This window comes from Staphylococcus chromogenes, from assembly GCF_029024625.1.
Lineage (GTDB): Bacteria > Bacillota > Bacilli > Staphylococcales > Staphylococcaceae > Staphylococcus > Staphylococcus chromogenes.
Genome location: NZ_CP118953.1, coordinates 1,321,403 through 1,347,323, shown reverse-complemented (window position 1 = coordinate 1,347,323; position 25,921 = coordinate 1,321,403). Strand labels below are relative to the sequence as shown.

Here is a 25,921-nt window from a genome sequence, read left to right as displayed (position 1 = left end):
AAAAAACATAAAAAAACTGTCGGCAAAGGTGAAGTTCTTAATATAAGAAAAAACTTCTTGAATATTTTTAGATCGTTTTATGATTTTTTATTTTGTTCACGTAATAAGTCGCGAATTTCAGTTAATAAAACTGTATTTTCTTCAATTTCTTCAACAACTTCTTTTGGTTTAACAATTGTATTCGCGATTTTAATAAAGATAAATAACGCAAAAGCAATGATAATGAAGTCGATAATAGATTGAATAAAGATACCATACTTAATACCATAAATCGTCCAATTTTTAGCGAAATCGATTTCACCAAATAAAAGACCGATGACTGGCATAATTACGTTTTCAACGAGAGAAGTGACAATCTTATTGAAAGCAGCTCCCATAACTACGGCAACAGCAAGTTCAAGCACGTTCCCTTTTAATGCAAATTCTTTAAATTCTTTTAACATGATGTTCCTCCTGTTTGTCATATTTCAAACACTTTAAAAATTATACCTCAATAACATAATATTGCAACAAGCAATTTTTTTATAAAAACCTAAATAGTAATGCCACGTTGATTATGTTTTGTTGTTTTGTTATTGTATATATGACGATTGCATTTTTAGCGTTTGAGCACTTTAAATATACAGAATTAATAAAAATGCACTAATCTTTGAAAATTTAATAGAGTGAAAGGGAGTAGGTATTGATATGAATTCTTCAAATCCACAGCAAAATGGTAAGAAGTTTTCACCAGTATTTATATTTAGTTCAATTATTGTTTTTGCGATTGTATTAGTTGGGGTCCTTATACCAAAACAATTTGGAGGTATTACTTCCTCAATTACTGCTTGGATTACAAGTACATTAGGTTGGTATTATCTCATTTTGACTACGGTTATCGTATTCTTCTGTGTATTTTTAATTTTCAGTCCAATTGGTAAATTAAAACTTGGAAGACCTAATGACAAACCAGAATTCAACACGGTTTCTTGGTTTGCGATGCTCTTCAGTGCAGGGATGGGAATTGGCCTAGTTTTCTATGGTGCAGCAGAACCGATTGCGCATTTTGCTTCTCCGCCGAATGCCGATCCGAAATCGACAGAAGCTTTTACTGAATCACTGCGTTCAACATTCTTTCATTGGGGATTTCATGCTTGGGCAGTTTATGGTGTTGTCGCTTTAGCACTAGCTTATTCTCAATTTAGAAAAGGTGAACCAGGTCTCCTTTCAAAAACGTTGAGACCTATTTTAGGGGACCGTGTCGATGGGCCAATTGGTACATTGATTGATGTTTTAGCTGTTTTTGCTACAGTTGTAGGTGTCGCTGTATCACTAGGTATGGGCGCCTTACAAATTGCTGGCGGTTTACACTATTTATTTAATATTCCTAACAACATCATTACGCAATCAATTATTATTGTCGTAGTTACGATTTTATTTATTATGAGTGCATGGTCTGGTTTAAGTAAAGGTATCCAATATTTAAGTAATTTAAATATTGGTTTAGGTACAGTTTTATTAATCGCAGCATTATTTATTGGACCGACGATTTTAATTTTAAATATGTTGACCAGTTCTACAGGTAGCTTGCTCAATTCTTTCTTATTTAATAGCTTTGATGCAGCTGCAACTAACCCTCAAAAAAGAGAGTGGATGGCAAGTTGGACACTCTATTATTGGGGTTGGTGGTTAAGCTGGAGCCCATTCGTTGGTGTGTTTATCGCACGTGTATCTAAAGGGCGTTCAATTCGTGAATTTATTTCAGGGGTTTTATTAGTACCGGTGATTGTAAGTTTTATCTGGTTTAGTGTATTTGGTGTCCTAGGTATTGAGACGGCTAAAAAACATAAAGAAATTTTCGATATGTCAGTTGAAACGCAATTGTTTGGTGTATTCCATCATCTGCCTATGGGTATGGTACTCTCAATCATTGCTTTATTATTAATTGCCTCTTTCTTTATTACATCTGCAGACTCTGCAACATTTGTATTAGGAATGCAAACTACATTTGGTTCTCAAAATCCAAGCGCTTTTGTTAAAGTGACATGGGGTGTTGCACAATCACTAATTGCATTTGTTCTATTATTATCAGGTGGCGGTGATGGTGAAGCAGGTCTTACGGCACTGCAAAACGCTGCGATTATAAGTGCGTTGCCATTTTCATTTGTCGTCATTTTGATGATGATTAGTTTCTACAAAGATGCGAACAAAGAACGTAAATTCTTAGGATTAACGTTAACACCCAATAAACACCGCTTAAAAGAATATGTTGAAAATTCTCGTAATGATTACGAAGAAGAACTGATCTCAAAACGCAAGTCACTACGAGATTCTGAAAGATAATTGACTTTAAACAACTGATTACAAAGTTTATGCGCTTTGTAATCAGTTTTTTTATGCTTTATTTCACTTTAACGACGAGAGTTTATATGGAGATATAAGGTGATTGGATAAAATATACTTATTACACTCAATGTGGTTGATAATTTATACTTATAATATCTGATTCAAAAGACGAAACATTGAATTAAGGGTTTTCATAGGTAGACTGTTGTTTTCAGAGTAGGATAATTATACAATTGAAGTAACGGCATATAATAATATCAGGGGGGATATTCTATGGCTTCAAAATTAAAAGAGCAAGCTAAAAAGTCATTTCAAGTCAATGGTAAAACGTTAACTTATTACGACCTTAAATCTCTAGAAGAGCAAGGTTTAACAGAAGTAAGTCGTTTACCTTATTCAATTCGAGTACTTTTAGAATCGGTTTTACGTCAAGAAGATGGATTTGTCATTACGGATGAACACATTAAAGCTTTATCTACATTTGGCAAAGAAAATGAAAAAGGGGAAGTTCCTTTTAAACCATCTCGTGTTATCTTACAAGACTTTACGGGTGTACCGGCAGTCGTTGACTTAGCGTCATTACGTAAAGCAATGGATGATGTGGGTGGAGACTTAACGAAAATCAATCCAGAAGTGCCCGTAGATTTAGTTATTGACCACTCTGTACAAGTGGATAGCTATGCAAATCCTGATGCACTTGAACGTAACATGAAATTAGAATTTGAAAGAAACTATGAGCGTTACCAATTTTTGAATTGGGCAACAAAAGCTTTTCAAAACTATAATGCAGTACCACCTGCAACAGGTATTGTTCACCAAGTCAACCTTGAATACTTAGCAAATGTGGTCCATGTCCGTGACATTGAGGGAGATCAAGTTGCTTTCCCAGATACACTTGTTGGTACTGACTCACATACGACAATGATTAATGGTCTTGGTGTCTTAGGCTGGGGCGTTGGCGGTATTGAAGCTGAAGCAGGTATGCTTGGTCAACCTTCATATTTCCCAATTCCAGAAGTGATTGGCGTACGTTTAACAAACGAATTACCACAAGGTTCAACAGCGACAGACCTTGCATTACGTGTGACTGAATTGTTACGTAAAAAAGGTGTTGTGGGCAAATTTGTCGAATTTTTCGGTCCAGGCGTTGAAAAATTGCCACTTGCAGACCGTGCAACGATTGCAAACATGGCGCCTGAATACGGTGCAACATGTGGTTTCTTCCCAGTTGATGATGAAACATTAAAATATTTACGCTTAACTGGACGTTCAGAAGAACAAATTGCAACAGTTGACCAATATTTAAAAGAAAATCATATGTTCTTTGATGCTTCAGCTGAACCAAATTACACTGATGTTGTTGATTTGGATTTATCTACAGTAGAAGCTTCATTATCAGGTCCAAAACGACCACAAGACCTTATCTTCTTAAGCGACATGAAAGATGCTTTCCAAAAATCAGTGACTGCACCTGCAGGCAACCACGGTCATGGACTTGATAAGAGTGAATTTGATAAAAAAGCTACAATCGAATTCAAAGATGGTCGTACAACTGAAATGAAAACAGGAGATATTGCTATTGCCGCAATCACTTCATGTACGAACACATCTAATCCATACGTCATGTTAGGTGCAGGTTTACTTGCTAAAAAAGCTGTTGAAAAAGGCTTAAAAGTTCCTGAATACGTAAAAACATCTTTAGCGCCTGGCTCAAAAGTCGTGACTGGATATTTACGTGATGCGGGCTTACAAGACTATTTAGATCAATTAGGATTTAATCTAGTAGGTTACGGCTGTACAACATGTATTGGTAACTCAGGACCATTACTTGAAGAAATTGAACGTGCAGTGGCTAAAGAAGATCTTTTAGTAACTTCTGTATTGTCAGGTAACCGTAACTTTGAAGGACGTATTCACCCATTAGTAAAAGCGAACTATCTTGCTTCACCACAACTTGTTGTAGCATACGCATTAGCTGGAACAGTGGACATCGACCTTCAAAACGAAGCACTTGGTAAAGACGCTCAAGGTAACGATGTCTACTTAAAAGACATTTGGCCTTCTATTCAAGAAGTTTCAGATGCAGTAGACAGCGTAGTTACACCGGAATTATTTAAAGAAGAGTATAAAAACGTATACGAAAATAACGAGTTGTGGAACAAAATTGAAACGACAGATCAACCTTTATATGATTTTGATCCATCATCTACGTATATTCAAAACCCTACTTTCTTCCAAGGTTTATCAAAAGAACCGGGTCAAATTGCTCCATTAAATGATTTACGCGTGATGGGTAAATTCGGTGATTCTGTAACAACAGACCATATTTCACCAGCGGGTGCTATTGGTAAAGATACACCAGCAGGTAAATATTTATTAGATAATGGCGTTTCTCCACGTGATTTCAACTCTTATGGTTCACGCCGTGGTAATCACGAAGTCATGGTTCGTGGTACTTTCGCAAACATTCGTATTAAAAACCAATTAGCTCCAGGTACAGAAGGTGGCTATACAACATACTGGCCAACAAAAGAAGTGATGTCCATTTATGATGCAGCCATGAAGTATAAAGAAGATGGCACAGGTCTAGTTGTATTAGCTGGTAACGACTATGGTATGGGCTCTTCACGTGACTGGGCAGCTAAAGGAACGAATTTATTAGGTGTAAAAACAGTCATTGCGCAAAGTTATGAACGTATTCACCGTTCAAATCTTGTGATGATGGGTGTATTACCATTACAATTCAAACAAGGGGATTCCGCTGATGCACTTGGCCTTGATGGCACAGAACATATTTCAGTTGATATTACAGAAAATATCGAACCTGGCCAAGAAGTCAAAGTTACAGCGAAAAAAGAAGACGGTCAAATTATTGAATTTAATGCACTTGCACGATTTGATTCAAAAGTTGAAATCGAATACTATCGTCATGGTGGTATCTTACAACTAGTACTTCGTAAAAAGTTAGCCAATTAATGATATAATTATGAAAAAAACGAGGGCATCTTCATGTCCTCGTCTTTTTTTGTCGCTATACATAAATTATTTTTAGTTTTCGTTGTATTTGTTTAAAATGCTATCTCATGCAGTAAAGGTTCTTAAAAGGATTCGTTGGGACTTTATGATACACTGTTACATAATGACCAAAAGAAAGAGGGACGTATCATGCTATATGCTTTAACAGAAATCGAATCAAGATATCAAGAAACAGACCAAATGGGTGTGATTTATCATGGAAATTATGCTACTTGGTTTGAAGTGGCACGTACGGATTATATTCGTAAACTAGGTTTGGATTATAGTGAAATGGAAAATGCAGGGGTTGTTTCTCCTGTGACAGAGTTAAATATTAACTATAAAAAAAGTGTTACATATCCTGAAAAAGTGATTGTCAAAACATGGGTTTCTAAATTTTCGCGATTACGTTCAAGATATCAGTATGAGATATATAATGAAAAAGGTGAAATAGTGACCACTGGCTATACAGATAATGTCATTATTACAAAAGATGGCCGTAAACCTATCCGTCTGGATAAAGCTTTTCCTAACTGGTTTGAAGTTTATCGTTCCGTGGATGAGCAAAATCAAGCTGGGGTTGAAAAAGAGCTTACATGCTAAGGACAACTTGGTAAATATGGCGGAAAATAGATGTATTTTTATCGCACGAGTTAATCAACACACGGGTTAAAAAAGAGAAGACCTGTTCAACAGTTATATATGATGTTGAACAGGTCTTTACTTATTAAAGCGTCTATTTTATGGATGGTATATTTTAATTTTCTTCAGCTTCATAAATGACTTCATCATTTTGTACATCGATTTTTAGTCGATGATCTTCAAAATACCATAGGTCTTTTTCAGCAATCATCAATTTTAAACCATTTAATGTTTCTTCGTAGCCGATTTCATCAATGTCATTAATATTTTCAATATTAAATGCCGGGCTAAAACCTTGTTTTAACTGAAATTCTCCACCATATCTTACAAAGAAATGGAGCGTTTTGCCTTCTTGAGGTAATTCTAATTCTTTTTTAAACCATTGAATTGCGTTATCTGTCATGTCTAATTGCATACATAAAACTCCTCTCGTATTTAAGGCTGATCACTTATATCAACATTTTATATGGATTTACCGTGAAAATAAATCGATATGGGTTACATCCATTTAATTTTAGGTTCAGTTCCTTTAATAATACGTTTAATATTGCTTGTATGGCGTACAATAAGCAATAAGACGACTGCCATACTGATAAACAGTAGAATATAATCGCGGATGAAGAAAGAACCAATCACGCAACAAATACCTGCAATAATACTAGAGAGTGAGACGTATTTTGTTAAATAGAGTATTGCAAAAAATATTGAAATTAAGACTAAACATAAAATTGGATTTACACCTAGTAAGACGCCTGCACTTGTTGCTACAGCTTTCCCACCGCGGAATTTTAAATAAATTGGAAAAACATGACCCAATATCGCAAAAATACCAATTAAAACGCCGTGTATTTCAACGTTAAATAGAGGGGGGAGAAATACAACAATGAAGCCTTTGAAAATATCAAAAAAAGTGACAGTGAAGCCTGCAGGTTTGCCTAGGACTCTAAAGCTATTTGTCGCCCCTGTATTCCCACTGCCGTATTGTCGTATATCTTTTTTAAAAAACAGTTTACCTATCAAATAACCACTTGGTATTGCTCCGATAAGGTAACTTAAAATAATCACTAGGAAAAGTGTCATGTATACTCACATCCTTTTAGTACCTACTACCATTTTACCTGAAATTTTGACAAGCGTCATGTTTTTTGGTGTTACTAAATAAGTAATTTGTCCATCTCGTGTTATGAAACATAGCGTGAATTCAAATTGTGACTTGCATTTTAAAGCGATTTATATAAGAATAACTATTGTATAGTTTTATGAACGAACATATGTTTGTAGGAGGGGAATTGAGTGTCAGCGAAAACAAATCACAACTATTCTGATGATGCAATTCAAGTACTAGAGGGTCTTGAAGCAGTTCGTAAAAGACCAGGGATGTACATCGGTTCAACGGATAAGCGTGGCCTACACCATTTAGTATATGAAGTTGTAGACAACTCCGTGGACGAAATTTTAAATGGCTATGGTGACGAAATTAATGTCACAATTAATGCAGATGAAAGTATTACGATTTCCGATAATGGACGAGGAATGCCAACAGGAATGCATCAATCAGGTAAACCTACAGTCGAAGTCATATTCACTGTTCTCCATGCAGGAGGTAAGTTTGGTCAAGGAGGCTATAAAACCTCTGGTGGTTTGCATGGTGTTGGTGCTTCTGTAGTGAATGCTTTAAGTGAGTGGCTCACAGTTCAAATTCATCGTGATGGAAAAATTGTTGAACAACAATTTAAACATGGGGGTATCCCGCAAACAAAACTTATTGCGAAAGGCAAAACAAAAAAAACAGGGACAACAGTCACTTTTAAACCAGACCCTGAAATCTTTAAAAATGCAACTTCATTTAATTTTGATACGTTAAGTGAACGCCTACAAGAATCAGCTTTTTTACTTAAAGGGTTAAAAATTACCTTAGAGGATCGTCGTGCTGATAAGGAACGTACTGAAGTTTATCATTATGAAGAGGGTATTAAAGAATTTGTAAAGTATGTAAATGAAGGAAAAGAAACTTTACATGATGTTGTATTTTTCCAAGGAGAATCTAACGAAATTGAAGTAGATGTTTCCTTTCAATACAATGACCAATATTCAGAAAGTATCATGAGTTTTGTCAACAACGTTAGAACTAAAGATGGCGGAACACATGAGGTTGGATTTAAAACAGCGATGACGCGTGTCTTTAACGATTATGCACGACGCACAGGTGATTTAAAGGCAAAAGATAAAAATTTAGAAGGTAATGATATTCGTGAAGGGTTAACGGCGATTATTTCTGTCCGTATCCCAGAACATTTATTACAATTCGAAGGTCAAACCAAGTCCAAGTTAGGGACACCTGAAGCGAGAAGTGCGGTAGATTCAGTAGTTTCAGAAAAATTACCTTACTACTTAGAAGAAAAAGGGCAATTGTCTAAAGCTTTAGTCAAAAAAGCCATTAAAGCACAACAAGCAAGGGAAGCGGCACGAAAAGCACGTGAAGATGCCCGCTCAGGGAAAAAGAATAAGCGCAAAGATACCTTATTATCAGGTAAATTAACACCAGCACAAAGTAAAAATACGGAAAAAAATGAATTATACCTTGTAGAGGGAGACTCTGCCGGAGGATCTGCAAAATTAGGACGTGATCGTAAGTTTCAAGCTATCTTACCTTTACGAGGAAAAGTGATTAATACTGAAAAAGCGAAACTTGAAGATATTTTTAAAAATGAAGAAATCAACACGATAATTCATACAATAGGTGCCGGTGTAGGTAATGACTTTAATATAGAGGATAGTAACTACAATCGCGTCATTATTATGACGGATGCTGATACTGATGGGGCACACATACAAGTCTTATTGTTAACGTTCTTCTTTAAATATATGCGTCCATTAGTAGCGGCGGGGCGCGTATTTATTGCCTTGCCTCCATTGTACAAGTTAGAAAAAGGTAAAAATAAAAATAAAAAAGTGGCTTACGCTTGGACAGATGAAGAGCTTGAAGATTTACAAAAAGAGTTTGGTAAAGGTTTTATTTTACAACGATACAAAGGTTTAGGTGAAATGAATCCTGATCAATTATGGGAAACGACGATGAATCCTGAAACGCGTACATTAATTCGTGTTCAAATAGAAGATGAAGTACGGTCATCTAAGCGTGTTTCTACGTTAATGGGAGATAAAGTTGCCCCACGTCGTGAGTGGATTGAACGTCATGTTCAATTTGGTATGCAAGAAGATCAAAGTATTTTAGAAAATGATGAAATTCAAATTTTAAATGATGAATCTGAAGAGGAGAATGCATAATGGCTGAAATCATCCAAAGTTTACCTTTAGAAGATGTCATTGGTGACCGCTTCGGACGTTACAGTAAATATATTATTCAAGAACGTGCTTTACCTGATGTACGCGATGGTTTAAAACCTGTTCAACGTCGAATATTATATGCGATGTATGCCAGTGGCAATACGTATGATAAAAACTTCCGTAAAAGTGCGAAAACCGTCGGGGATGTCATTGGACAATTTCATCCACACGGTGATTCATCAGTCTATGATGCCATGGTACGTTTGAGTCAAGATTGGAAATTGCGACATGTGCTCGTAGAAATGCATGGTAACAATGGGAGTATTGACAATGACCCTCCTGCTGCGATGCGTTATACAGAGGCAAAACTAAGCGTACTATCCGCACAGCTTCTACGGGACATTCATAAAGAAACGGTCGATTTCGTACCGAATTATGACGACACTGAAATGGAACCTATGGTGCTCCCAGCACGTTTTCCGAATCTACTAGTCAATGGATCTACAGGAATTTCAGCGGGGTACGCCACAGATATTCCTCCACATAATTTAGCAGAAGTAATTACTGCAACTCTAAAATATATTGACCAACCTGAAATTTCAGTCAGTCAATTAATGAAATACATCAAAGGTCCTGATTTTCCTACAGGAGGTATTATTCAAGGAATTGATGGCATTAAAAAGGCTTATGAGACGGGGAAAGGCAAAATTATTATTCGTTCAAAAACTGAAATAGAATCGTTACGAAATGGTCGCTCTCAAATTGTGGTGACTGAAATCCCATATGAAGTCAATAAAAGTAATCTCGTTAAAAAAATTGATGAACTTCGTGCAGATAAAAAAGTTGATGGTATTGTCGAAGTGCGTGATGAAACGGATCGAAGTGGACTCCGTGTTGCGATTGAGCTTAAGAAAAATGTTAACGCTACAGCGATTTTAAATTACTTATTTAAAAATACAGATTTACAAGTCGCATATAACTTCAATATGGTTGCCATCAGTGAAGGACGACCAAAATTGATGGGCATCAAACCAATGATCGATAGCTATTTAAATCATCAAATTGAAGTCGTGACACGACGCACTCAATTTGATTTAAGCCATGCGGAGGCACGGATGCATATTGTTGAAGGTTTGATCAAGGCGTTATCAATTCTTGATGAAGTCATCGCAATTATTCGTAATTCTAAGAATAAAAGTGATGCTAAAAATAATCTTGTTTCTGAGTTTGACTTTACCCAAGAACAAGCAGAAGCCATTGTCATGTTACAACTTTATCGTTTGACAAACACTGATATTGTGGCTTTACAAGATGAACATAAAGAACTGGAAGCACGCATTGCAGAACTTAAACATATTTTAGATGATCATGACGCTTTACTTAGTGTGATTAAAGATGAATTGAGTGAGATCAAATCACAATTCAAATCCCCACGTCTTTCTGTCATTGAAAAAGAAATCGCTGAAATCAAAATTGATAAAGAAGTGATAGTGCCAAGTGAGACGGTGGTCATGAGTTTAACGCGTGAAGGGTATATTAAACGGACATCATTACGCAGCTTTAATGCAAGTGGCAAAGAAGAAATTGGACTTAAAGACAAAGACGCAATACTTACGATTCAAGAAGTTAACACACAAGATACAGCTTTAGTCTTTACGAATAAAGGCCGTTATTTACTTATTTCCGTCCACAAATTACCAGATATTAAATGGAAAGATTTAGGACAGCACGTGTCTCAAATTGTCCCTATTGATGAAGATGAAACGGTGATTCAAGCCTATGTCGTGTCACAGTTCACAGATGAAGAAGCGATTGTGACAGCAACGCGAAATGGTATGATAAAAAAAAGCTTGCTTTCAGGTTTTAAATCCACACGTACGAATAAGCCACTCGTCGCATCGAAAGTGAAAGCTGGAGATGAAATTGTTTCAGTGATGAAAGTGAACGCGACGAACGATCTACAGTTGATAACTTTATTAACACATAAAGGCATGTCTTTAACATACCCACTCTCTGAGTTGCCAGATACTGGGTTACGTGCTGCAGGTGTTAAAGCGATTAATCTTAAAGATGAAGACGTTGTGATTTTAGTTGATACGGTTAATAATGAAGATACCATACTCATCGCTACGCAAAGAGGTGCTTTAAAACGTATTAAAGCCTCACTATTACAGTCTGCTAAACGTGCACAACGTGGCATGACTTTACTGAAAGAACTTAAGAAGAACCCTCATCGCGTGGTTGCGGCGCGCGTCTGTCATCCGGAAAATAATACATTTACATTATGTTCAGAAAATGAACATTATCAAGGTCAAATTAGTGATATCCACTTATCAGAGCAATATACAAATGGTAGTTTCGTTGTTGATGTAACGACGTTTGGTGAAATAAAGCATCTTGAAATCGATGCACATTTAAAAAATTGATAGTCACTTTTCTATAACAATGATAGAATGATACTAGTTGTTTTTTAAAATGAGTATATTGAAAATTTGATAAGTAAAGAGGGATTAAAGTGAAAGATTTTGATAGTTTAATTCCGGATTGGTTCAAAACAATTGTTACTGAAGGTAATGACTTAATTTGGTCCCAATATTTAATTGGTTTACTATTGACAGCTGGGCTATTTTTCTCAATTAGCTCTAAGTTTATTCAAATTAGGTGGCTGCCTGAAATGTTTAGGACCTTAACGGAGAAGCCAGAAACTTTGGATTCCGGTGAAAAAGGTATTTCTCCTTTCCAAGCTTTCGCTATTAGTGCGGGATCACGTGTAGGTACAGGAAATATTGCCGGTGTTGCGACAGCTATTGTTTTAGGAGGACCTGGTGCTGTATTTTGGATGTGGATTATTGCCATTATCGGTGCAGCAAGTGCCTTTATTGAGGCGACTTTAGCTCAAGTTTACAAAGTTCCTGATAAAGAAGGCGGTTTCCGAGGTGGACCGGCTTATTATATTACTAAAGGTTTAAATCAAAAATGGCTTGGTGTGGTATTTGCGATATTAATTACCATTACATTCGCTTTTGTTTTTAACACGGTTCAATCAAATACAATTGCAGAATCTTTAAATACGCAATACAATGTGAATCCAGTGATTACAGGTATTGTTTTAGCGGTGATTACAGCAATTATTATATTTGGTGGTGTGCGTAGTATTGCGACGCTCTCATCATTCATCGTTCCAATTATGGCGATTATTTACATTTTGATGGTATTGTTCATTTTAGTGACACATATCGATCAAATTGTGCCGATGATTATGACCATAATTAAAAGTGCTTTTGGTTTGAATCAAGCAGCAGGTGGTGCTGTTGGTTTTGCAGTCTTACAAGGTGTTAAACGTGGATTGTTCTCTAATGAAGCGGGTATGGGTTCAGCACCAAACGCGGCTGCCACTGCTGCAGTACCTCACCCAGTAAAACAAGGATTAATCCAATCTTTAGGGGTGTTCTTTGATACATTACTCGTATGTACAGCGACAGCGATTATGATTTTATTATATTCAGGCCTAGAGTTTGGTGAAGGGGCTACCCAAGGTGTAGCAGTTACACAATCCGCCCTTAACGAACATTTAGGGTCAGCAGGTGGTATTTTCTTAACTATTGCGATTACGTTATTTGCGTTTTCATCTGTAATTGGAAACTATTACTATGGTCAATCTAATATTGAATTTTTGTCTGAAAATAAGATTGTACTCTTCATCTTCCGTTGTTTTGTTGTTTTACTAGTATTTGTGGGTGCTGTTGTTAAAACTGAAACAGTTTGGGGAGCAGCCGACCTATTTATGGGAATGATGGCCATTGTGAACTTAGTGGCGATTATTGGTTTATCAAATGTAGCTTTTGCGGTTGCAAAAGACTATCAACGTCAACGTAAAGAAGGTAAACGTCCAATCTTTAGACCAGAAGAATTAGAAATTAATTTGTTTGGTATTGAATGTTGGGGAGATGCACAAAAACGATTAAAACAATATGATAAATTTTAAACATAGTGAATTGCTTTTCTATTGGGGCTAGGACATTATCTTGTTCTAGCTCCTTTTCACGTTTCTAAATCACATATCCAAAGCGCTGAATCATTTAAAAGTGGCTTTATTTATTTTTATATTCCATATATAATCATTATTAAGTGATAGAGGAGAAAAAATTATGCCATCATACTTAATCAAAAAAGTACTCAATAATAATGTCTTAATATGTGAATACCGTAAAGAAGAAGTCATTGTCATTGGCAAAGGGTTGGGCTTTAATCAAAAAGCAGGAAAGTATATTGAACCAGACAAAGTCATTGAAAAAATTTTCACTTTACAAAATAAACAAGAACAAGACCATTATAAAATGGTACTTGAACATACAGATGAAGACGTAGTTAAAGTTGTTATAGAATCTGTACAACTTATCATGGCGCACTTTGATTTGAGTCAAAATGAGTCATTTATCGTATCGCTCACAGATCATATTGTCTTTGCACTTAAGCGTTATCAACAAAACCAATTTATACAAAATCCCTTTCTAAGTGAGACGAAGTACAGTTACCCTGAAGCCTATAAAATTGCGAAGCGTGTCGTAGCGAGAATCAATTTACAGTTAAATGTTGATTTTCCAGATGATGAAGTTGGATTTATTGCTTTACATATTGCTTCACAGACGAATCAAATTGACATCGAACAAACGCAACAAGTACCAAAGTTAATTAAAACTGCAGTTAAAATAATTGAACATGATTTACAAATTAAAATTCCAGTACAATCGATTCAATATCAACGTTTTGTGAGACACATCCATTTTTTATTACAACGTGTTCGTAATGGAGAGCGTGCGCACGTCGAATTAAATTTTGAAACGTTATTGAAATCACAATATCCTTTATGCTACAATATAGCTGTTAAAATAGTAAAAATGATTCAAACACAAAGTAGCGTAGAGGTGTATCAAGCTGAAATCGCATATTTAACAATGCATATTCAACAACTTTCTACGACTTCTCAATCAAATATGTAACGTGTTACTAAGTGAGATTAGGCATGAGTTCAGATCTGTGAAAAACCATTCATAGATTTTTACTCATGCCTTTTTTGTGTTGGTATCATAAAAATTGGAGGTATTACAGTGGGAAAAAAACTATTTGGACAGTTGCAACGCATAGGTAAAGCATTAATGTTACCTGTTGCGATTCTACCTGCAGCCGGATTGCTTTTAGCATTTGGGGTCGCGCTACAAGGGGAAGCATTACAACATTATCTTCCGTTCATTCAAAATGAAGGTGTACAAAGCGTCGCCTCTATGATGACGGGGGCAGGTAGTGTTATTTTTGATAACTTGCCGATTATTTTTGCGATGGGGGTTGCCATAGGTCTTGCTGGTGGTGACGGGGTTGCAGCCATCGCAGCATTTGTTGGATTTGTGATTCTCAACAAAACGATGGGGGCCTTTTTACATGTGACACCTGAGATGGCAGGTCAAGCCGATAAAGGTTTTGCAAGTGTGCTTGGGATTCCAACGCTTCAAACAGGGGTATTTGGAGGTATTATCATTGGTGCGCTTGCGGCATGGTGTTATAACAAGTTTTATAACATTTCATTACCGACGTATCTAGGTTTCTTCGCAGGAAAACGATTTGTGCCGATTATGATGGCGACACTCTCATTTATTCTTGCGTTTCCAATGGCATTAATTTGGCCAACGATTCAAACTGGGTTGAATGCTTTTAGTTCTGGTTTATTGGATTCTAATACGGGGCTTGCCGTCTTTTTCTTTGGTTTTATTAAACGTTTATTAATTCCTTTTGGATTGCATCATATTTTCCATGCACCATTCTGGTTTGAATTTGGTTCATATACAAATGCTGCAGGAGAAATTTTCAAAGGGGACCAACGTATTTTCTTAGAACAAATTCGTGAAGGGTCTCATTTAACAGCAGGTAAATTCATGCAAGGGGAATTCCCTGTGATGATGTTTGGTTTACCAGCTGCAGCTTTAGCCATTTACCATACGGCAAAACCTGAAAATAAAAAAGTTGTTGCAGGTTTAATGATATCAGCAGGTTTAACATCATTTTTAACAGGTATTACTGAACCATTAGAATTTTCATTCTTGTTCGTTGCACCATTATTATTCTTTATTCATGCGGTACTTGATGGTTTCTCATTCGTAATTTTATATTTACTTGATTTACATTTAGGTTATACATTCTCTGGTGGTTTTATTGATTTTGTACTACTTGGAATTTTACCGAACAAAACAGCTTGGTGGCTTGTGATTCCTGTTGGTTTAGTATACGCAGTCATTTACTATACAATCTTCCGCTTCTTAATTACAAAATTCAACTTTAAAACGCCAGGCCGTGAAGATAAAAAGGCAGAAACTTCTTCAGTAGAAGCTAGTGAACTACCTTATGCCGTTCTTGAATCTATGGGAGGTCAGGAAAACATCAAACATTTAGATGCTTGTATCACTCGTTTACGTGTTGAAGTGGCAGATAAAGGTAAAGTAGATGTGGCGCGTTTGAAAGATTTAGGTGCCTCTGGTGTCTTAGAAGTCGGTAACAATATGCAAGCGATATTTGGACCGAAATCAGATCAAATTAAACATGAAATGCAACATATTATGGATGGTAAAGCAGTAAGACCGGTTTCTCTAGACGATCAGGATGATGAACCTGTCGTGGTTGAAACCACAGATTCAGCTGATGAAACCGTAACATCGAAACATACGCAGGTTGTTGCACCACTTGAAGGGACATACGTTCCACTTTCTGAAGTTCCTGATCAAGTGTTCCGTGAAAAAATGATGGGAGATGGCATTGCGATTCAACCTTCTAAAGGTGAAGTCCGTGCACCATTCAGTGGTAAAGTACAAATGTTCTTCCCAACTAAGCATGCCATTGGTCTTGTTTCAAACGAAGGTGTAGAGCTTTTAATTCATGTAGGTCTCGATACTGTGAAATTAAATGGTGAAGGATTCACAATGCACGTTGAAGAAGGACAAACCATTCAACCAGGTGATGTTTTATTAACATTTGATTTAGACTACATTCGTGAAAATGCGAAAAGTGATATTACACCTATCATCGTGACACAAGGCAATATTCAAGAGGTTGATTTAACAGAAGGTCAATCCTTACAATTCGGTGAAAGCTTATTTAAAGCCTAATCATTCATTTCATACCTATGTACCGCGTGAGCGACTACATAGGTATTTTTGTTTCGACTTTTATTTTTGTGGTATATTGAACGATAAAATGCACATCGTTCATAACAAATCTAAGGTAAATTTAATGTTCCTGAAGCGGGTATATGTTTTAATTTATTTAAAAAAACGATACACTATAATTAATTTAAGTAAAGTAGGGTGAGGATTAGATGTCGGAACACAAACCATCTCAAGGGTTTGAACGTCAAAACCTTGATTTTCGAGAAAGTCGTTTTATGAAATTTTTTGGGGGAAAAGATTTACTTTTTGCACTAATGATTTTCATCTTATTAGGCATCGTAATTTTTATTTTTGATAAAGTGTCGTATGTCTTCCAACCATTTATTATTGTATTTAATACAATAGCTGCACCGATTATTATTGGGTTGATTTTATTCTATTTATTTAATCCGATTATCAACTTGATGGAACGTTATAATATTAAGCGGATATGGGGGATTACCATTCTGTTTGTAGGGATTGCTGGAATTATTACGATTATCGTTAATTTGTTAATTCCACTTGTTTCCATCCAATTAGATCGTCTTATTTCAAACGCACCTTTTTATATTCAAAAAGTAAGTGAGTTTGCAAATCGGGTCATGCATTTTCCATTTTTAGAAAAATATTCAACACAAATTGAAAGCACATTGACCACCCTAAAAGAGCGTTTGCCGAATATGTCTGACAATATCGCACCTAGAATTCGTACGTTTGCTGAAACATTAGTCAATGCGACCGTCGTACTCATCACAGTCCCATTTGTACTGTTCTTTATGCTCAAAGATGGCCATAAATTTAAAGGATTTATTAATAAAATTACCCCGCCTAAATTCCGTAAAGATACACATGATTTATTAGACAAAATGAGCCATCAAGTAGGATCTTATATTCAAGGCCAAATCATCGTTTCTTTTTGTATTGGATTTTTACTATTTATTGGTTATTCCATTATTGGACTTGATTATGCGCTTATATTAGCAAGTATAGCTGCAGTGACAAGTGTTGTTCCATACTTAGGACCGACAATTGCCATATCACCAGCAATTATTATCTCTATCATTACATCACCATTTATGTTGATTAAATTAATCATTGTATGGACAGCTGTACAATTTATTGAGGGGCATTTTATTTCTCCAAACGTCATGGGAAAAACTTTAAAAATTCACCCGTTAACGATTATTTTTGTATTGTTGAGTGCAGGTAACTTACTAGGAATTGTGGGTGTGATTTTAGGTATTCCAGCTTATGCCATTTTGAAAGTACTTGTATCGCATATCTTCTTATTATTTAAACGTCGTTATAATAAATTCTACGCTGATGATGCGGGACTTTATGAAATGCCTGAAGAAGAATATGCGGCGACAAAATCCAATCAAAAAACACTTTAAAGTGTTTCTATGCAAGGAACTTAAAATTAGCTTAAATATGTTGCGAGATAAGCCTATCGTACTTGTCAAACGTTAGGTTTATCCTGTAGCATGTTTAATTCAGTCAGTTTAAATATTGCAGGTATCAAAGCTTTACACCCTTTGATCCTAGTAGTATTCAATCAGTCAGAAAGGTCGTGTCGTATGTCTTTAAATAAAAATATTATGAGGTACTTAAAAATAGCATTTGTCATGGTGCTCATTGTCATCGTGACGACGGTTTTAGTGAAAGAGCTATCGCACATTGATTTTAAGAAAACATTTTTGCTCTTTAACCATATTAACCGATTTGAACTGTTAGGTTTATTCTTATTAGGGGCGTTTGCACTTTTACTGTTATCATTTTTTGATTGGGTGTTAGTGTCACGTTTTAAACTCCCAGTGTCAAAATTTAAAGCGTTACGTGTAGGCTATATTATTAATGCATTCAATAACATTATTGGTTTTGGTGGTTTTATTGGTGCAGGCGTTCGTTTATGGTTCTATAGTAACTATTCGAATGAACGTAAAAAGCTCGTGAAATTTATTTCTTACATGCTAACGTCGATGTTGACGGGGTTAAGCTTTTTATCATTGCTTATCGTGACACATATTTTAGATGTTAGCTTTTTAGAGCACACATCTATTTGGATTAAAATCCTTCTTTATATTGTTGCTTTATTGTTACCTGTCTTTATTATCGTTTCTTTAATATCACCAATTGATCAAAAAGCACGTTGGCTAGGTTCATTATTTACATTAATTTCGAGCTTAGAGTGGATTTGTGCAAGTATCGTTCTTTATTTTTCATTACATATTGTAGGGGCTAACCCATCGTTTCCTGTCGTTTTGAGCGTCTTTATCGTGGCAGCAATTTCTGGTTTAGCTTCATTTATCCCTGGTGGATTTGGGGCATTTGATTTAATTGTCCTTTTAGGTTTGAAATATATTGGCATTTCAGAAGAAAAAATTGTGTTAGCACTGCTTGTGTATCGTTTTGCTTATTATTTCTTCCCGCTTTTCATTTCATTAATTTTGACAATATTCGAATTTGGTCCCCATGCCAAAAATTATATTTCCGATTCACGGTTTTTCGTACCTGCACGTGACGTGTCGGGATTTGTGTTCTCTTTTCAAAAAGATGCGATTAATGCCTTACCTTCTTTTATTTTGAGTATTTTAGTAGGTGTGACAAGTTTAATCTTTTTATTAGTGAATTTTGGAATTATTGTCGATGCAGCACATTCTAAACATCATTTAATATTTATTGTTTTGTATATTTTTAATGTGAGTGCAAGCTTAATTTTAATTTTAAATCTGAGAGGGATTTTTGATCGGAGTCAGCGGGCAATTTTATTTACCATTGTTGCGCTATGTATACTGATTGTGTCTAATTTCTATGTATACGGTATTTCTATTGAGTTGATTGCGGCGGCACTTATAATCGCGCCATTAATTTTCGCATACCGCAAGGCGCATGTGTTAAAACGTGCACTACGTTTAAAGACATTGATTTATATTATTGTTATCAGTGCAGTGATATTATTTGTTAACCAAGTGTTAGTGAAAGAATTTTTATTAGTGATTGATACGCAACCGCCTAAAGTAGATTATTTCATTTTGCGTTCTGCTTTTTGGCTTTCTATTATTGGAATGTCCTTAATTGTAGGAATTATCATTTATATTTTCGAACGTCATTATCGGACACCGCGAGAAAGTGTAGATTTTGAAGTGGGACAGCATATTATTAATCAATATGGCGGACATAATTTAAGCCACCTTTTATTTAGTGGCGATAAAAATATGTTTGTGAATGAAGCACAGGATGCCTTTTTAATGTATCGTTACTACCGCAATTCTTATATTGTGTTAGGAGATCCTGTCGGAAATGAAGCGCACTTTGCCTCGCTTTTAGAAAAGTTTTATGAGCATGCGACGTATTTAGGTGCCGAAGTCATATTTTACCAAGTCTCTGAAAAACATTTATCACTTTATCATGATTTTGGAAACCAATTCTTTAAATTAGGTGAAGAGGCGCTTATTGATGCACAAGCGTTCACGACCTCAGGTAAAAAACGACGTGGTTTCCGTGCGACTTTAAATAAAGTAGAGTCGATGGGATATACTTTTGAGATACTTGAGTCTCCTGTTGATGAAGCGACGTTTAAACGCTTAAAAGAAGTGAGTGACGGTTGGCTTGGTCAAGAGAAAGAATTTTATTTTTCAGTTGGAAATTTTTCACGTGAATACTTGGATGCAGCACCTATTGGCGTGTTAAAGACTGAAGAAGGGCGCATTGATGCTTTCGTTACATTAATGCCTGTAGATGGAGAAAGGGTCGTCTCTGTTGATTTAATTCGTTGGGATAAATCGATCGATGTGCCTTTTATGGATGCGTTATATTTGAATATGCTTCAATGGGCAAAAGATTCAGGATATGCTTATTTCAATATGGGTATGGCTACATTATCGAACGTTGGCCAAATGCCGTATGGACATATGCGTGAGAAGTTTGCTGGACGCTTATATGAACATTTCAATGGGCTATACAGTTTCCAAGGGCTACGTAAATATAAAAGTAAGTTTAATCCTCAATGGGAATCGCGCTTTTTAGTTTATCATCGTCGCCAAAATGTTTGGGAAAGTCTTATTAAGGTGACACGTGTCATTCGTAAAAATGCATAAATAGAAGTATGGGAGTGAGGTATTTTGTACCTCACTTCTTTTGGTATTGGAACGTGAGAAGCAGTAAAGAAGGCACATACAAATAGGCGTTGAGACTTGATATTATGTCTCGACGCCTATTTGTTAATCATGTGTATGCCGGTGCATCATAATGACTGGAGAGCTGAAAGAGAAGATTTACTTGAGTTTTCTTTACGAAATTGAGTCAGATTGATAGCGGGCGCGGTCGGCTTTTTCTTGTTGGTAACGCTCAGGGTTCTTTTTATAAAAATCTTGATGATACGCCTCTGCTTCGTAAAATTCAGAAGCGGGTAATACTTTTGTCGCAATAGCTTTATCATGATTTATGGTATGTTGAAGTGACTCAATATACGCTTCGGCAAGCGCTTTTTGGTCTTCATTCGTATAAAATATTGCTGTTTGGTATTGAGGCCCTCTATCTTGGAACTGTCCACCGGCATCGGTAGGATCAATGACGGAAAAGAAAATTTCTAATAGTTTATTGTATGAAAAGAGTGCCACATCATATTCAATGCGCACAGCCTCATAGTGCCCTGTCTCTCCTGTTTTTACTTCCTCGTATGTAGGATGTTTGGTATGACCGCCCATATAACCTGAAGTGACTTTTTCTATACCTTCATTTGTATCGAACGGTTGTACCATACACCAAAAACATCCTCCCGCAAAATAAGCCACATTGATATTCATGTCGACACCCTTTCCCCATAATTTTTAGACCTTAGTATGATTTTTAAAGTTTTTGCTTGATTTTTAAAATAATTTTATATAACGTTAATATGTATTAATTATAGTACAGACTATCCCAATTTTGAAGGTATAAGGTTGATAAGATGAGTGAAAATAATTATGAACACAGAAATCCAAAACAGCAAGTCAGACGACGTAAAAAGAGACGCATTCGCAAACTACCTTTTGTTAGTTTAGCGCTAATATTGCTTTTGATTATCGCTATTGCTTTTACTATTTCGAGTTATCGTGCTGGCTTAGATGTAGCCAAAGAACATAAACAAGCACCAAAGTTACATAAATTTAATGGTGTCTCTAAAAACGATGGCAAAGCCACGGTATTAATTTTAGGATCTGACCGAGAAGATGGTGGTGTCTCCCGAACAGATTCCATTATGATTGCGCAATATGATTTCCTACATAAAGATATGAAAATTGTTTCTGTCATGCGTGATATCTACGCCGATATTCCAGGATACAATCGTTATAAAATCAATACAGCCTATTCCCTAGGTGGACCTGAATTATTACGTCAAACGCTCAAAGAGAATTTAGGCATCGAACCGGAATATTATGCCACTTTAGATTTTAAAGGGTTTGAAGCCATGATTGATGAATTAAGCCCTCAAGGTGTCCCTATTAACGTAGAAAAAGATATGTCTGCTAAAATTGGGGTCTCATTGAAAAAAGGTGAGCATCGTTTAAATGGTAAAGAATTGTTAGGCTATGCGCGTTTTCGACATGATGAAGAGGGCGATTTTGGTCGCGTAAGACGTCAACAACAAGTGATGAATGCACTTAAACAAGAATTGGTGCAACCGTCATCCGTATTTAAACTACCGAAACTTGCAGGGATTATGCGTGGGTATGTAGCTACGGACATGCCAGACTCTGCCATTTATCAAACAGGAATGAGCTTTATCGTACGTGGTGATAAAAATATTAAAACGTTAAGTGTCCCAGCGAAAGGGACTTATGAAAACGTTACGACGAGTGACGGTGGAAGTGCTTTAGGTATTGATAAAGAAGCTAATAAGAAGAAAATACAGCAGTTCTTAAATGAAGAATAAACAAAACGGGGTAGGATTTTTCCTACCCCGTTTTCAATGTTATACGTCTGATTTACGTGTTCCTCCCACACCGTAGTGTTGAGGTTTCATTTCTTCGACAATCACAGAAATGGCATCGCGTTGGGCATGAGTAGTTTTTTCAACAGCATCAGTGACTTCAGCAACAAGTGCTTTTAATTGTTCATCAGTACGACCTTCAAGTAGTTGAACAGTTACGATAGGCATGTGTGTCGCCTCCTTTATCTCAGTATAGTATTATCTTAACAGAATGTGCGTATCTTCTTAATCATTTTTTAAATTTTACATATGAGTTGCAAAGTGAATTCTATAAAAGATATGATAAAGAAAGTGTTTCAGGAGGTACTTTATGGGTTTTGAAAATATTTTAACATCATTAGGAATTAATGGGATGCATGTCTATATTCGTTTGGACCAAAAAACGTATGAGGTTTCAGATGCGATTACAGGATGTATTTACTTTAAAGCGGGAGACAGTATACAAACTGTCACACATACAGAAGTCAAACTCATTGAAAAGTATGAAAATAAGGATGAAACAAGCGAGTTTTCGCAACTTGAAAATGAATTAGATCGCTTTGTGTTAGAAGAGCGTTTCACAGTAGATAAAGCGAACCCACAACAAGTCACATTTGAGTTCAAACCAGAAGACTTGAATTTCCAATGTAAAGAGAGTCGGGTTTATTTACAAGCGCATGTCTATATTGATTTAGGTATAGATGAAGAAGTAGAAGAGTTGATTCCTTATAACAAAGCTTAAATATTATAGTTATAACAGACACAACATCTTATTAAAAAGGTGTTGTGCTTTTTTATGATTATAAGCGAACGGATTTTCTCTTTTCCTTGAAAATAGAACATATGTTCGTATATAATAGAAATATCTCAAATGATAAAAATTGGGGGGCGGTAAGATGTATGATTATCATTTATTAGAAAATAGAGATATTTTATGTATAGACCAAAAGAGCTTTTTTGCAAGTGTTTCCTGTATTGAAAAAGGACTAGATCCACTTACGACAAAACTGGCTGTGGTGGCTGATACAAAACGTCAAGGATCCGTTGTACTTGCGTCGACGCCGGCACTCAAAGCATTAGGAATTAAAACAGGTTCGCGATTATTTGAAATTCCTCATCGTAATGACATTTATATTATTAATCCGAGTATGAGAAAGTATCTTGAGGTCTCTCTAAAAATTTCTCAAATTGCTTTACGTTATGTGCCAGCAGAGGATTTACATCAATATAGTATCGATGAGTTTTTTATGGATGTGACGAAAAGTTATTATCGCTTTAATACGACACTTTTATCATTTTGCGAAAGACTCATCAAAGAGATTTTAGATGAGACGCACATTCATTGCGCGATAGGGATTGGCCCTAATATGTTGCTGAGTAAAGTGGCACTTGATAATGAGGCGAAACACAATGAGAACCATATCGCTGAATGGCGTTATGAAGATGTCCCAACAAAACTCTGGAAAATAGAACCCTTGCGTGATTTTTGGGGGATTAGCACACGAACAGAAAAGAAACTTAATCAACGGGGGATTTTTAATATTGGGCAACTGGCACAATATCCATATCAATATTTAAAAAGAGATTTTGGGATTATAGGCGTGGATTTACATCTGCATGCAAATGGCATTGATCAAAGTCACATTAGTGATAGTTATCGTGTTATCAATCCTTCTATTTGTAAAAGTCAGATTTTAATGAGGGATTATACTTACGAAGAAACGAAAGTCGTTATGCGTGAGTTAATTGAAGATGTGGCCAGTCGTTTGCGTGCGCGTAAGCAATTTGCAAAAACGATTCATTTCTCTTTTGGATATAAAGAAGGCGGAGGCGTTTCCAAACAGTATACATTACAAGATGCGACAAATTTAGACAGAGACATTCTTCAAACTGTGTTGCGTTTAGCTGACGACCACTGTGACACCTCCCAATTATATCGTACACTGAGTGTTTCTTTGACGCATTTTGTATCGGACAATGATCGACAGCTTAACTTATTTATCGATGAGTACCAACGTAGAAGAGAAGAAGCGTTAGCCAAAACTATTGATGCCTTACATCAAAAATATGGCAAAGGGAGCGTTTCGAAGGCAGTCTCTTTTACTGAAGCGGGGACGAAACACACACGGTTAGGGTTAATGGCAGGTCACAAAATGTAGCTAAAAAGCAAATAGCTTAAGAGCCCTTCATTATAAAAGTTTAAAAACCATAATTATATTATGTAAACTATTATGGGAGAATATGAAATATAAAAAGAAGTAGCTAAGGGAGGAGCGCTACTTCTTTTTATGTTAGTTAATATACGTATCGAATTGATGCGAAAGGGCAAGTCGTCCAGCATCACGATCTGAGGCAGTTTTAAAACTGACACGCAAGGCGCCATAAATATCTTCACGAACTTCTAAAATTCTCACATTACTAATAGAAATACGTTCGTGGCTTAAAATATCTAAAACTTGCGAAATTGTACCAGGTTTATCCGGAATATCAACATATAAATCGAATGAACTGTTCATTGCACCTTGGCTGCGAATAGGGAGGGCATCACGATATTGCTTAGCATTATTGAAAAAATCATAGAGCCCGTCAGAATCTTGACGCTCAAGAAGGTCGATAATTTTACTAAAATCAGAATGAAGATGCTTCATTACAGATAAAATATGTGTTCTATTTTCAATAGAGATATCTCTCCACATTTCTGGATTACTGCTTGCGATGCGTGTAATATCTCTAAAACCACCAGCGGCAAGTTGTTTAATCCACTCTGACTCCGGTGCATAGTAAGCATTTAAATTGACGAGGCTAGAGGCCACAAAGTGGGGGACATGACTAACAATACCGGTAACGTGATCGTGTTCATCAGCCGTCATCGAAATAATATGCGCACGTGTATGTTGTAAAAGATTCTTAATTCGTTCATGCGCGACATCATTTTCAGGCATATCATGAACAAGAACATAATATGCATTTTCAAAAAGATGTTTTTTGGCATTAAGTACGCCACTTTTATGGCTCCCAGCCATGGGATGTCCGCCTATGAGATGAATATCTTGTTGAAGCAATTCACTTTCAAAAGCTTGAATAGTAGATTTAGTACTTCCTGTATCTGTGACAATTAAGCCAGGACGTGTGTTATATTGAGACATCGATGCAAGATATGACGTCGTTGTATGAACAGGTGTGGCGAAAATAACGATATCTGCTTGAGAAAGCCCATATGTATAATCAGTAGTAATCGTATCAACAATTCCCATAGAAATCGCACGTTGTAATTGATGGTGATTGGCATCATAAGCAGTGATATGGATATCTTCATAAAAATATTTAAAGTTGCTTGCTAAACTTCCTCCGATGAGTCCTAAACCTACAAAAAATATATTCGTCATAATGCACCACCTATTGTAATAATATTCAGATATTTTAACATTTTAAAGCGTTTAATTGCAATAGAAGATGTAGAAATAATCAGACAAGCGTTAAAAAAACAGATAAATAACGAATTATAAGTGAA

The 25,921-nt window shown here is 36.0% G+C and carries 19 protein-coding genes; 13 read left to right on the top strand and 6 right to left on the bottom strand.

The window, feature by feature from the left end:
• Nucleotides 1-77: 77 nt before the first annotated feature.
• On the bottom strand, nt 78-443 hold the full coding sequence (gene mscL / locus PYW36_RS06590; protein WP_037573524.1) for a large conductance mechanosensitive channel protein MscL: 366 nt from the start codon (nt 441-443) through the stop codon (nt 78-80).
• Between the two features lie 244 nt (nt 444-687).
• Here mscL and PYW36_RS06585 point away from each other — a divergent pair, with 244 nt between their 5' ends.
• The 3 genes from PYW36_RS06585 (at nt 688) to menI (ending at nt 5,943) form a co-directional block, all read left to right on the top strand.
• The gene (locus PYW36_RS06585; protein ID WP_103158881.1) at nt 688-2,322 is read left to right on the top strand and encodes a BCCT family transporter; all 1,635 of its coding nucleotides are present in this window, start codon (nt 688-690) and stop codon (nt 2,320-2,322) included.
• A 276-nt stretch (nt 2,323-2,598) separates the two neighbouring features.
• Nucleotides 2,599-5,301: an aconitate hydratase AcnA gene (acnA, locus tag PYW36_RS06580; RefSeq protein ID WP_037573531.1), complete on the top strand. Its 2,703-nt coding sequence runs from the start codon at nt 2,599-2,601 to the stop codon at nt 5,299-5,301.
• A 189-nt stretch (nt 5,302-5,490) separates the two neighbouring features.
• Nucleotides 5,491-5,943 carry a 1,4-dihydroxy-2-naphthoyl-CoA hydrolase MenI gene (gene menI / locus PYW36_RS06575; RefSeq protein WP_037573533.1) on the top strand — a complete coding sequence of 151 codons (453 nt, stop codon included), beginning with the start codon at nt 5,491-5,493 and terminating at the stop codon, nt 5,941-5,943.
• Between the two features lie 154 nt (nt 5,944-6,097).
• Here the strand turns inward: menI and PYW36_RS06570 are convergent, their stop codons facing one another.
• Both PYW36_RS06570 and plsY read right to left on the bottom strand, forming a co-directional pair.
• Nucleotides 6,098-6,397 (bottom strand): HesB/YadR/YfhF family protein, encoded by a 300-nt coding sequence (locus tag PYW36_RS06570; RefSeq protein ID WP_103158880.1) that lies wholly within the window; start codon nt 6,395-6,397, stop codon nt 6,098-6,100.
• An 83-nt stretch (nt 6,398-6,480) separates the two neighbouring features.
• The gene (gene plsY, locus PYW36_RS06565) at nt 6,481-7,062 is read right to left on the bottom strand and encodes a glycerol-3-phosphate 1-O-acyltransferase PlsY (protein WP_103158879.1); all 582 of its coding nucleotides are present in this window, start codon (nt 7,060-7,062) and stop codon (nt 6,481-6,483) included.
• A gap of 213 nt (nt 7,063-7,275) precedes the next feature.
• Here plsY and parE point away from each other — a divergent pair, with 213 nt between their 5' ends.
• From parE to mprF, 7 genes are all read left to right on the top strand, one after another.
• Entirely contained in the window at nt 7,276-9,270 is a 1,995-nt protein-coding gene (gene parE, locus PYW36_RS06560; RefSeq protein WP_103158878.1) for a DNA topoisomerase IV subunit B, read from the top strand.
• Nucleotides 9,270-11,696 carry a DNA topoisomerase IV subunit A gene (parC, locus tag PYW36_RS06555; protein WP_103158877.1) on the top strand — a complete coding sequence of 809 codons (2,427 nt, stop codon included), beginning with the start codon at nt 9,270-9,272 and terminating at the stop codon, nt 11,694-11,696. Before parE ends, parC begins: the two co-directional genes overlap by 1 nt.
• A gap of 89 nt (nt 11,697-11,785) precedes the next feature.
• Nucleotides 11,786-13,255, top strand: coding sequence for a glutamine transporter AlsT (alsT, locus tag PYW36_RS06550; RefSeq protein ID WP_037573545.1), 1,470 nt, complete (start codon nt 11,786-11,788; stop codon nt 13,253-13,255).
• 163 nt (nt 13,256-13,418) lie between these two features.
• A complete protein-coding gene (glcT, locus tag PYW36_RS06545) occupies nt 13,419-14,270 on the top strand; it encodes a glucose PTS transporter transcription antiterminator GlcT (RefSeq protein ID WP_037573547.1) in 852 nt (283 codons plus the stop codon).
• Between the two features lie 108 nt (nt 14,271-14,378).
• A complete protein-coding gene (ptsG, locus tag PYW36_RS06540) occupies nt 14,379-16,421 on the top strand; it encodes a glucose-specific PTS transporter subunit IIBC (RefSeq protein WP_103158876.1) in 2,043 nt (680 codons plus the stop codon).
• 209 nt (nt 16,422-16,630) lie between these two features.
• A complete protein-coding gene (locus PYW36_RS06535) occupies nt 16,631-17,854 on the top strand; it encodes an AI-2E family transporter (RefSeq protein WP_037573552.1) in 1,224 nt (407 codons plus the stop codon).
• A gap of 183 nt (nt 17,855-18,037) precedes the next feature.
• On the top strand, nt 18,038-20,557 hold the full coding sequence (gene mprF / locus PYW36_RS06530; RefSeq protein ID WP_103158875.1) for a bifunctional lysylphosphatidylglycerol flippase/synthetase MprF: 2,520 nt from the start codon (nt 18,038-18,040) through the stop codon (nt 20,555-20,557).
• 192 nt (nt 20,558-20,749) lie between these two features.
• Here the strand turns inward: mprF and msrA are convergent, their stop codons facing one another.
• Entirely contained in the window at nt 20,750-21,265 is a 516-nt protein-coding gene (gene msrA / locus PYW36_RS06525; RefSeq protein WP_103158874.1) for a peptide-methionine (S)-S-oxide reductase MsrA, read from the bottom strand.
• 143 nt (nt 21,266-21,408) lie between these two features.
• Here msrA and PYW36_RS06520 point away from each other — a divergent pair, with 143 nt between their 5' ends.
• A complete protein-coding gene (locus tag PYW36_RS06520; protein ID WP_103158873.1) occupies nt 21,409-22,374 on the top strand; it encodes an LCP family protein in 966 nt (321 codons plus the stop codon).
• 39 nt (nt 22,375-22,413) lie between these two features.
• Here PYW36_RS06520 and PYW36_RS06515 read toward each other — a convergent pair whose 3' ends face one another.
• Nucleotides 22,414-22,599 carry a 2-hydroxymuconate tautomerase gene (locus PYW36_RS06515; protein ID WP_103158872.1) on the bottom strand — a complete coding sequence of 62 codons (186 nt, stop codon included), beginning with the start codon at nt 22,597-22,599 and terminating at the stop codon, nt 22,414-22,416.
• 142 nt (nt 22,600-22,741) lie between these two features.
• Between PYW36_RS06515 and PYW36_RS06510 the strand changes: the two genes are divergently transcribed.
• Together PYW36_RS06510 and PYW36_RS06505 are read left to right on the top strand one after the other, a co-directional pair.
• Nucleotides 22,742-23,152 carry a sporulation protein gene (locus tag PYW36_RS06510; RefSeq protein WP_037573563.1) on the top strand — a complete coding sequence of 137 codons (411 nt, stop codon included), beginning with the start codon at nt 22,742-22,744 and terminating at the stop codon, nt 23,150-23,152.
• Between the two features lie 154 nt (nt 23,153-23,306).
• Nucleotides 23,307-24,569 carry a Y-family DNA polymerase gene (locus tag PYW36_RS06505; protein ID WP_103158871.1) on the top strand — a complete coding sequence of 421 codons (1,263 nt, stop codon included), beginning with the start codon at nt 23,307-23,309 and terminating at the stop codon, nt 24,567-24,569.
• 132 nt (nt 24,570-24,701) lie between these two features.
• On the opposite strand, the gene PYW36_RS06500 is transcribed toward PYW36_RS06505, so the two are convergent.
• Complete coding sequence (locus tag PYW36_RS06500; RefSeq protein ID WP_103158870.1) at nt 24,702-25,796, bottom strand: prephenate dehydrogenase; 1,095 nt, start codon at nt 25,794-25,796, stop codon at nt 24,702-24,704.
• Between the last annotated feature and the right edge of the window lie 125 nt (nt 25,797-25,921).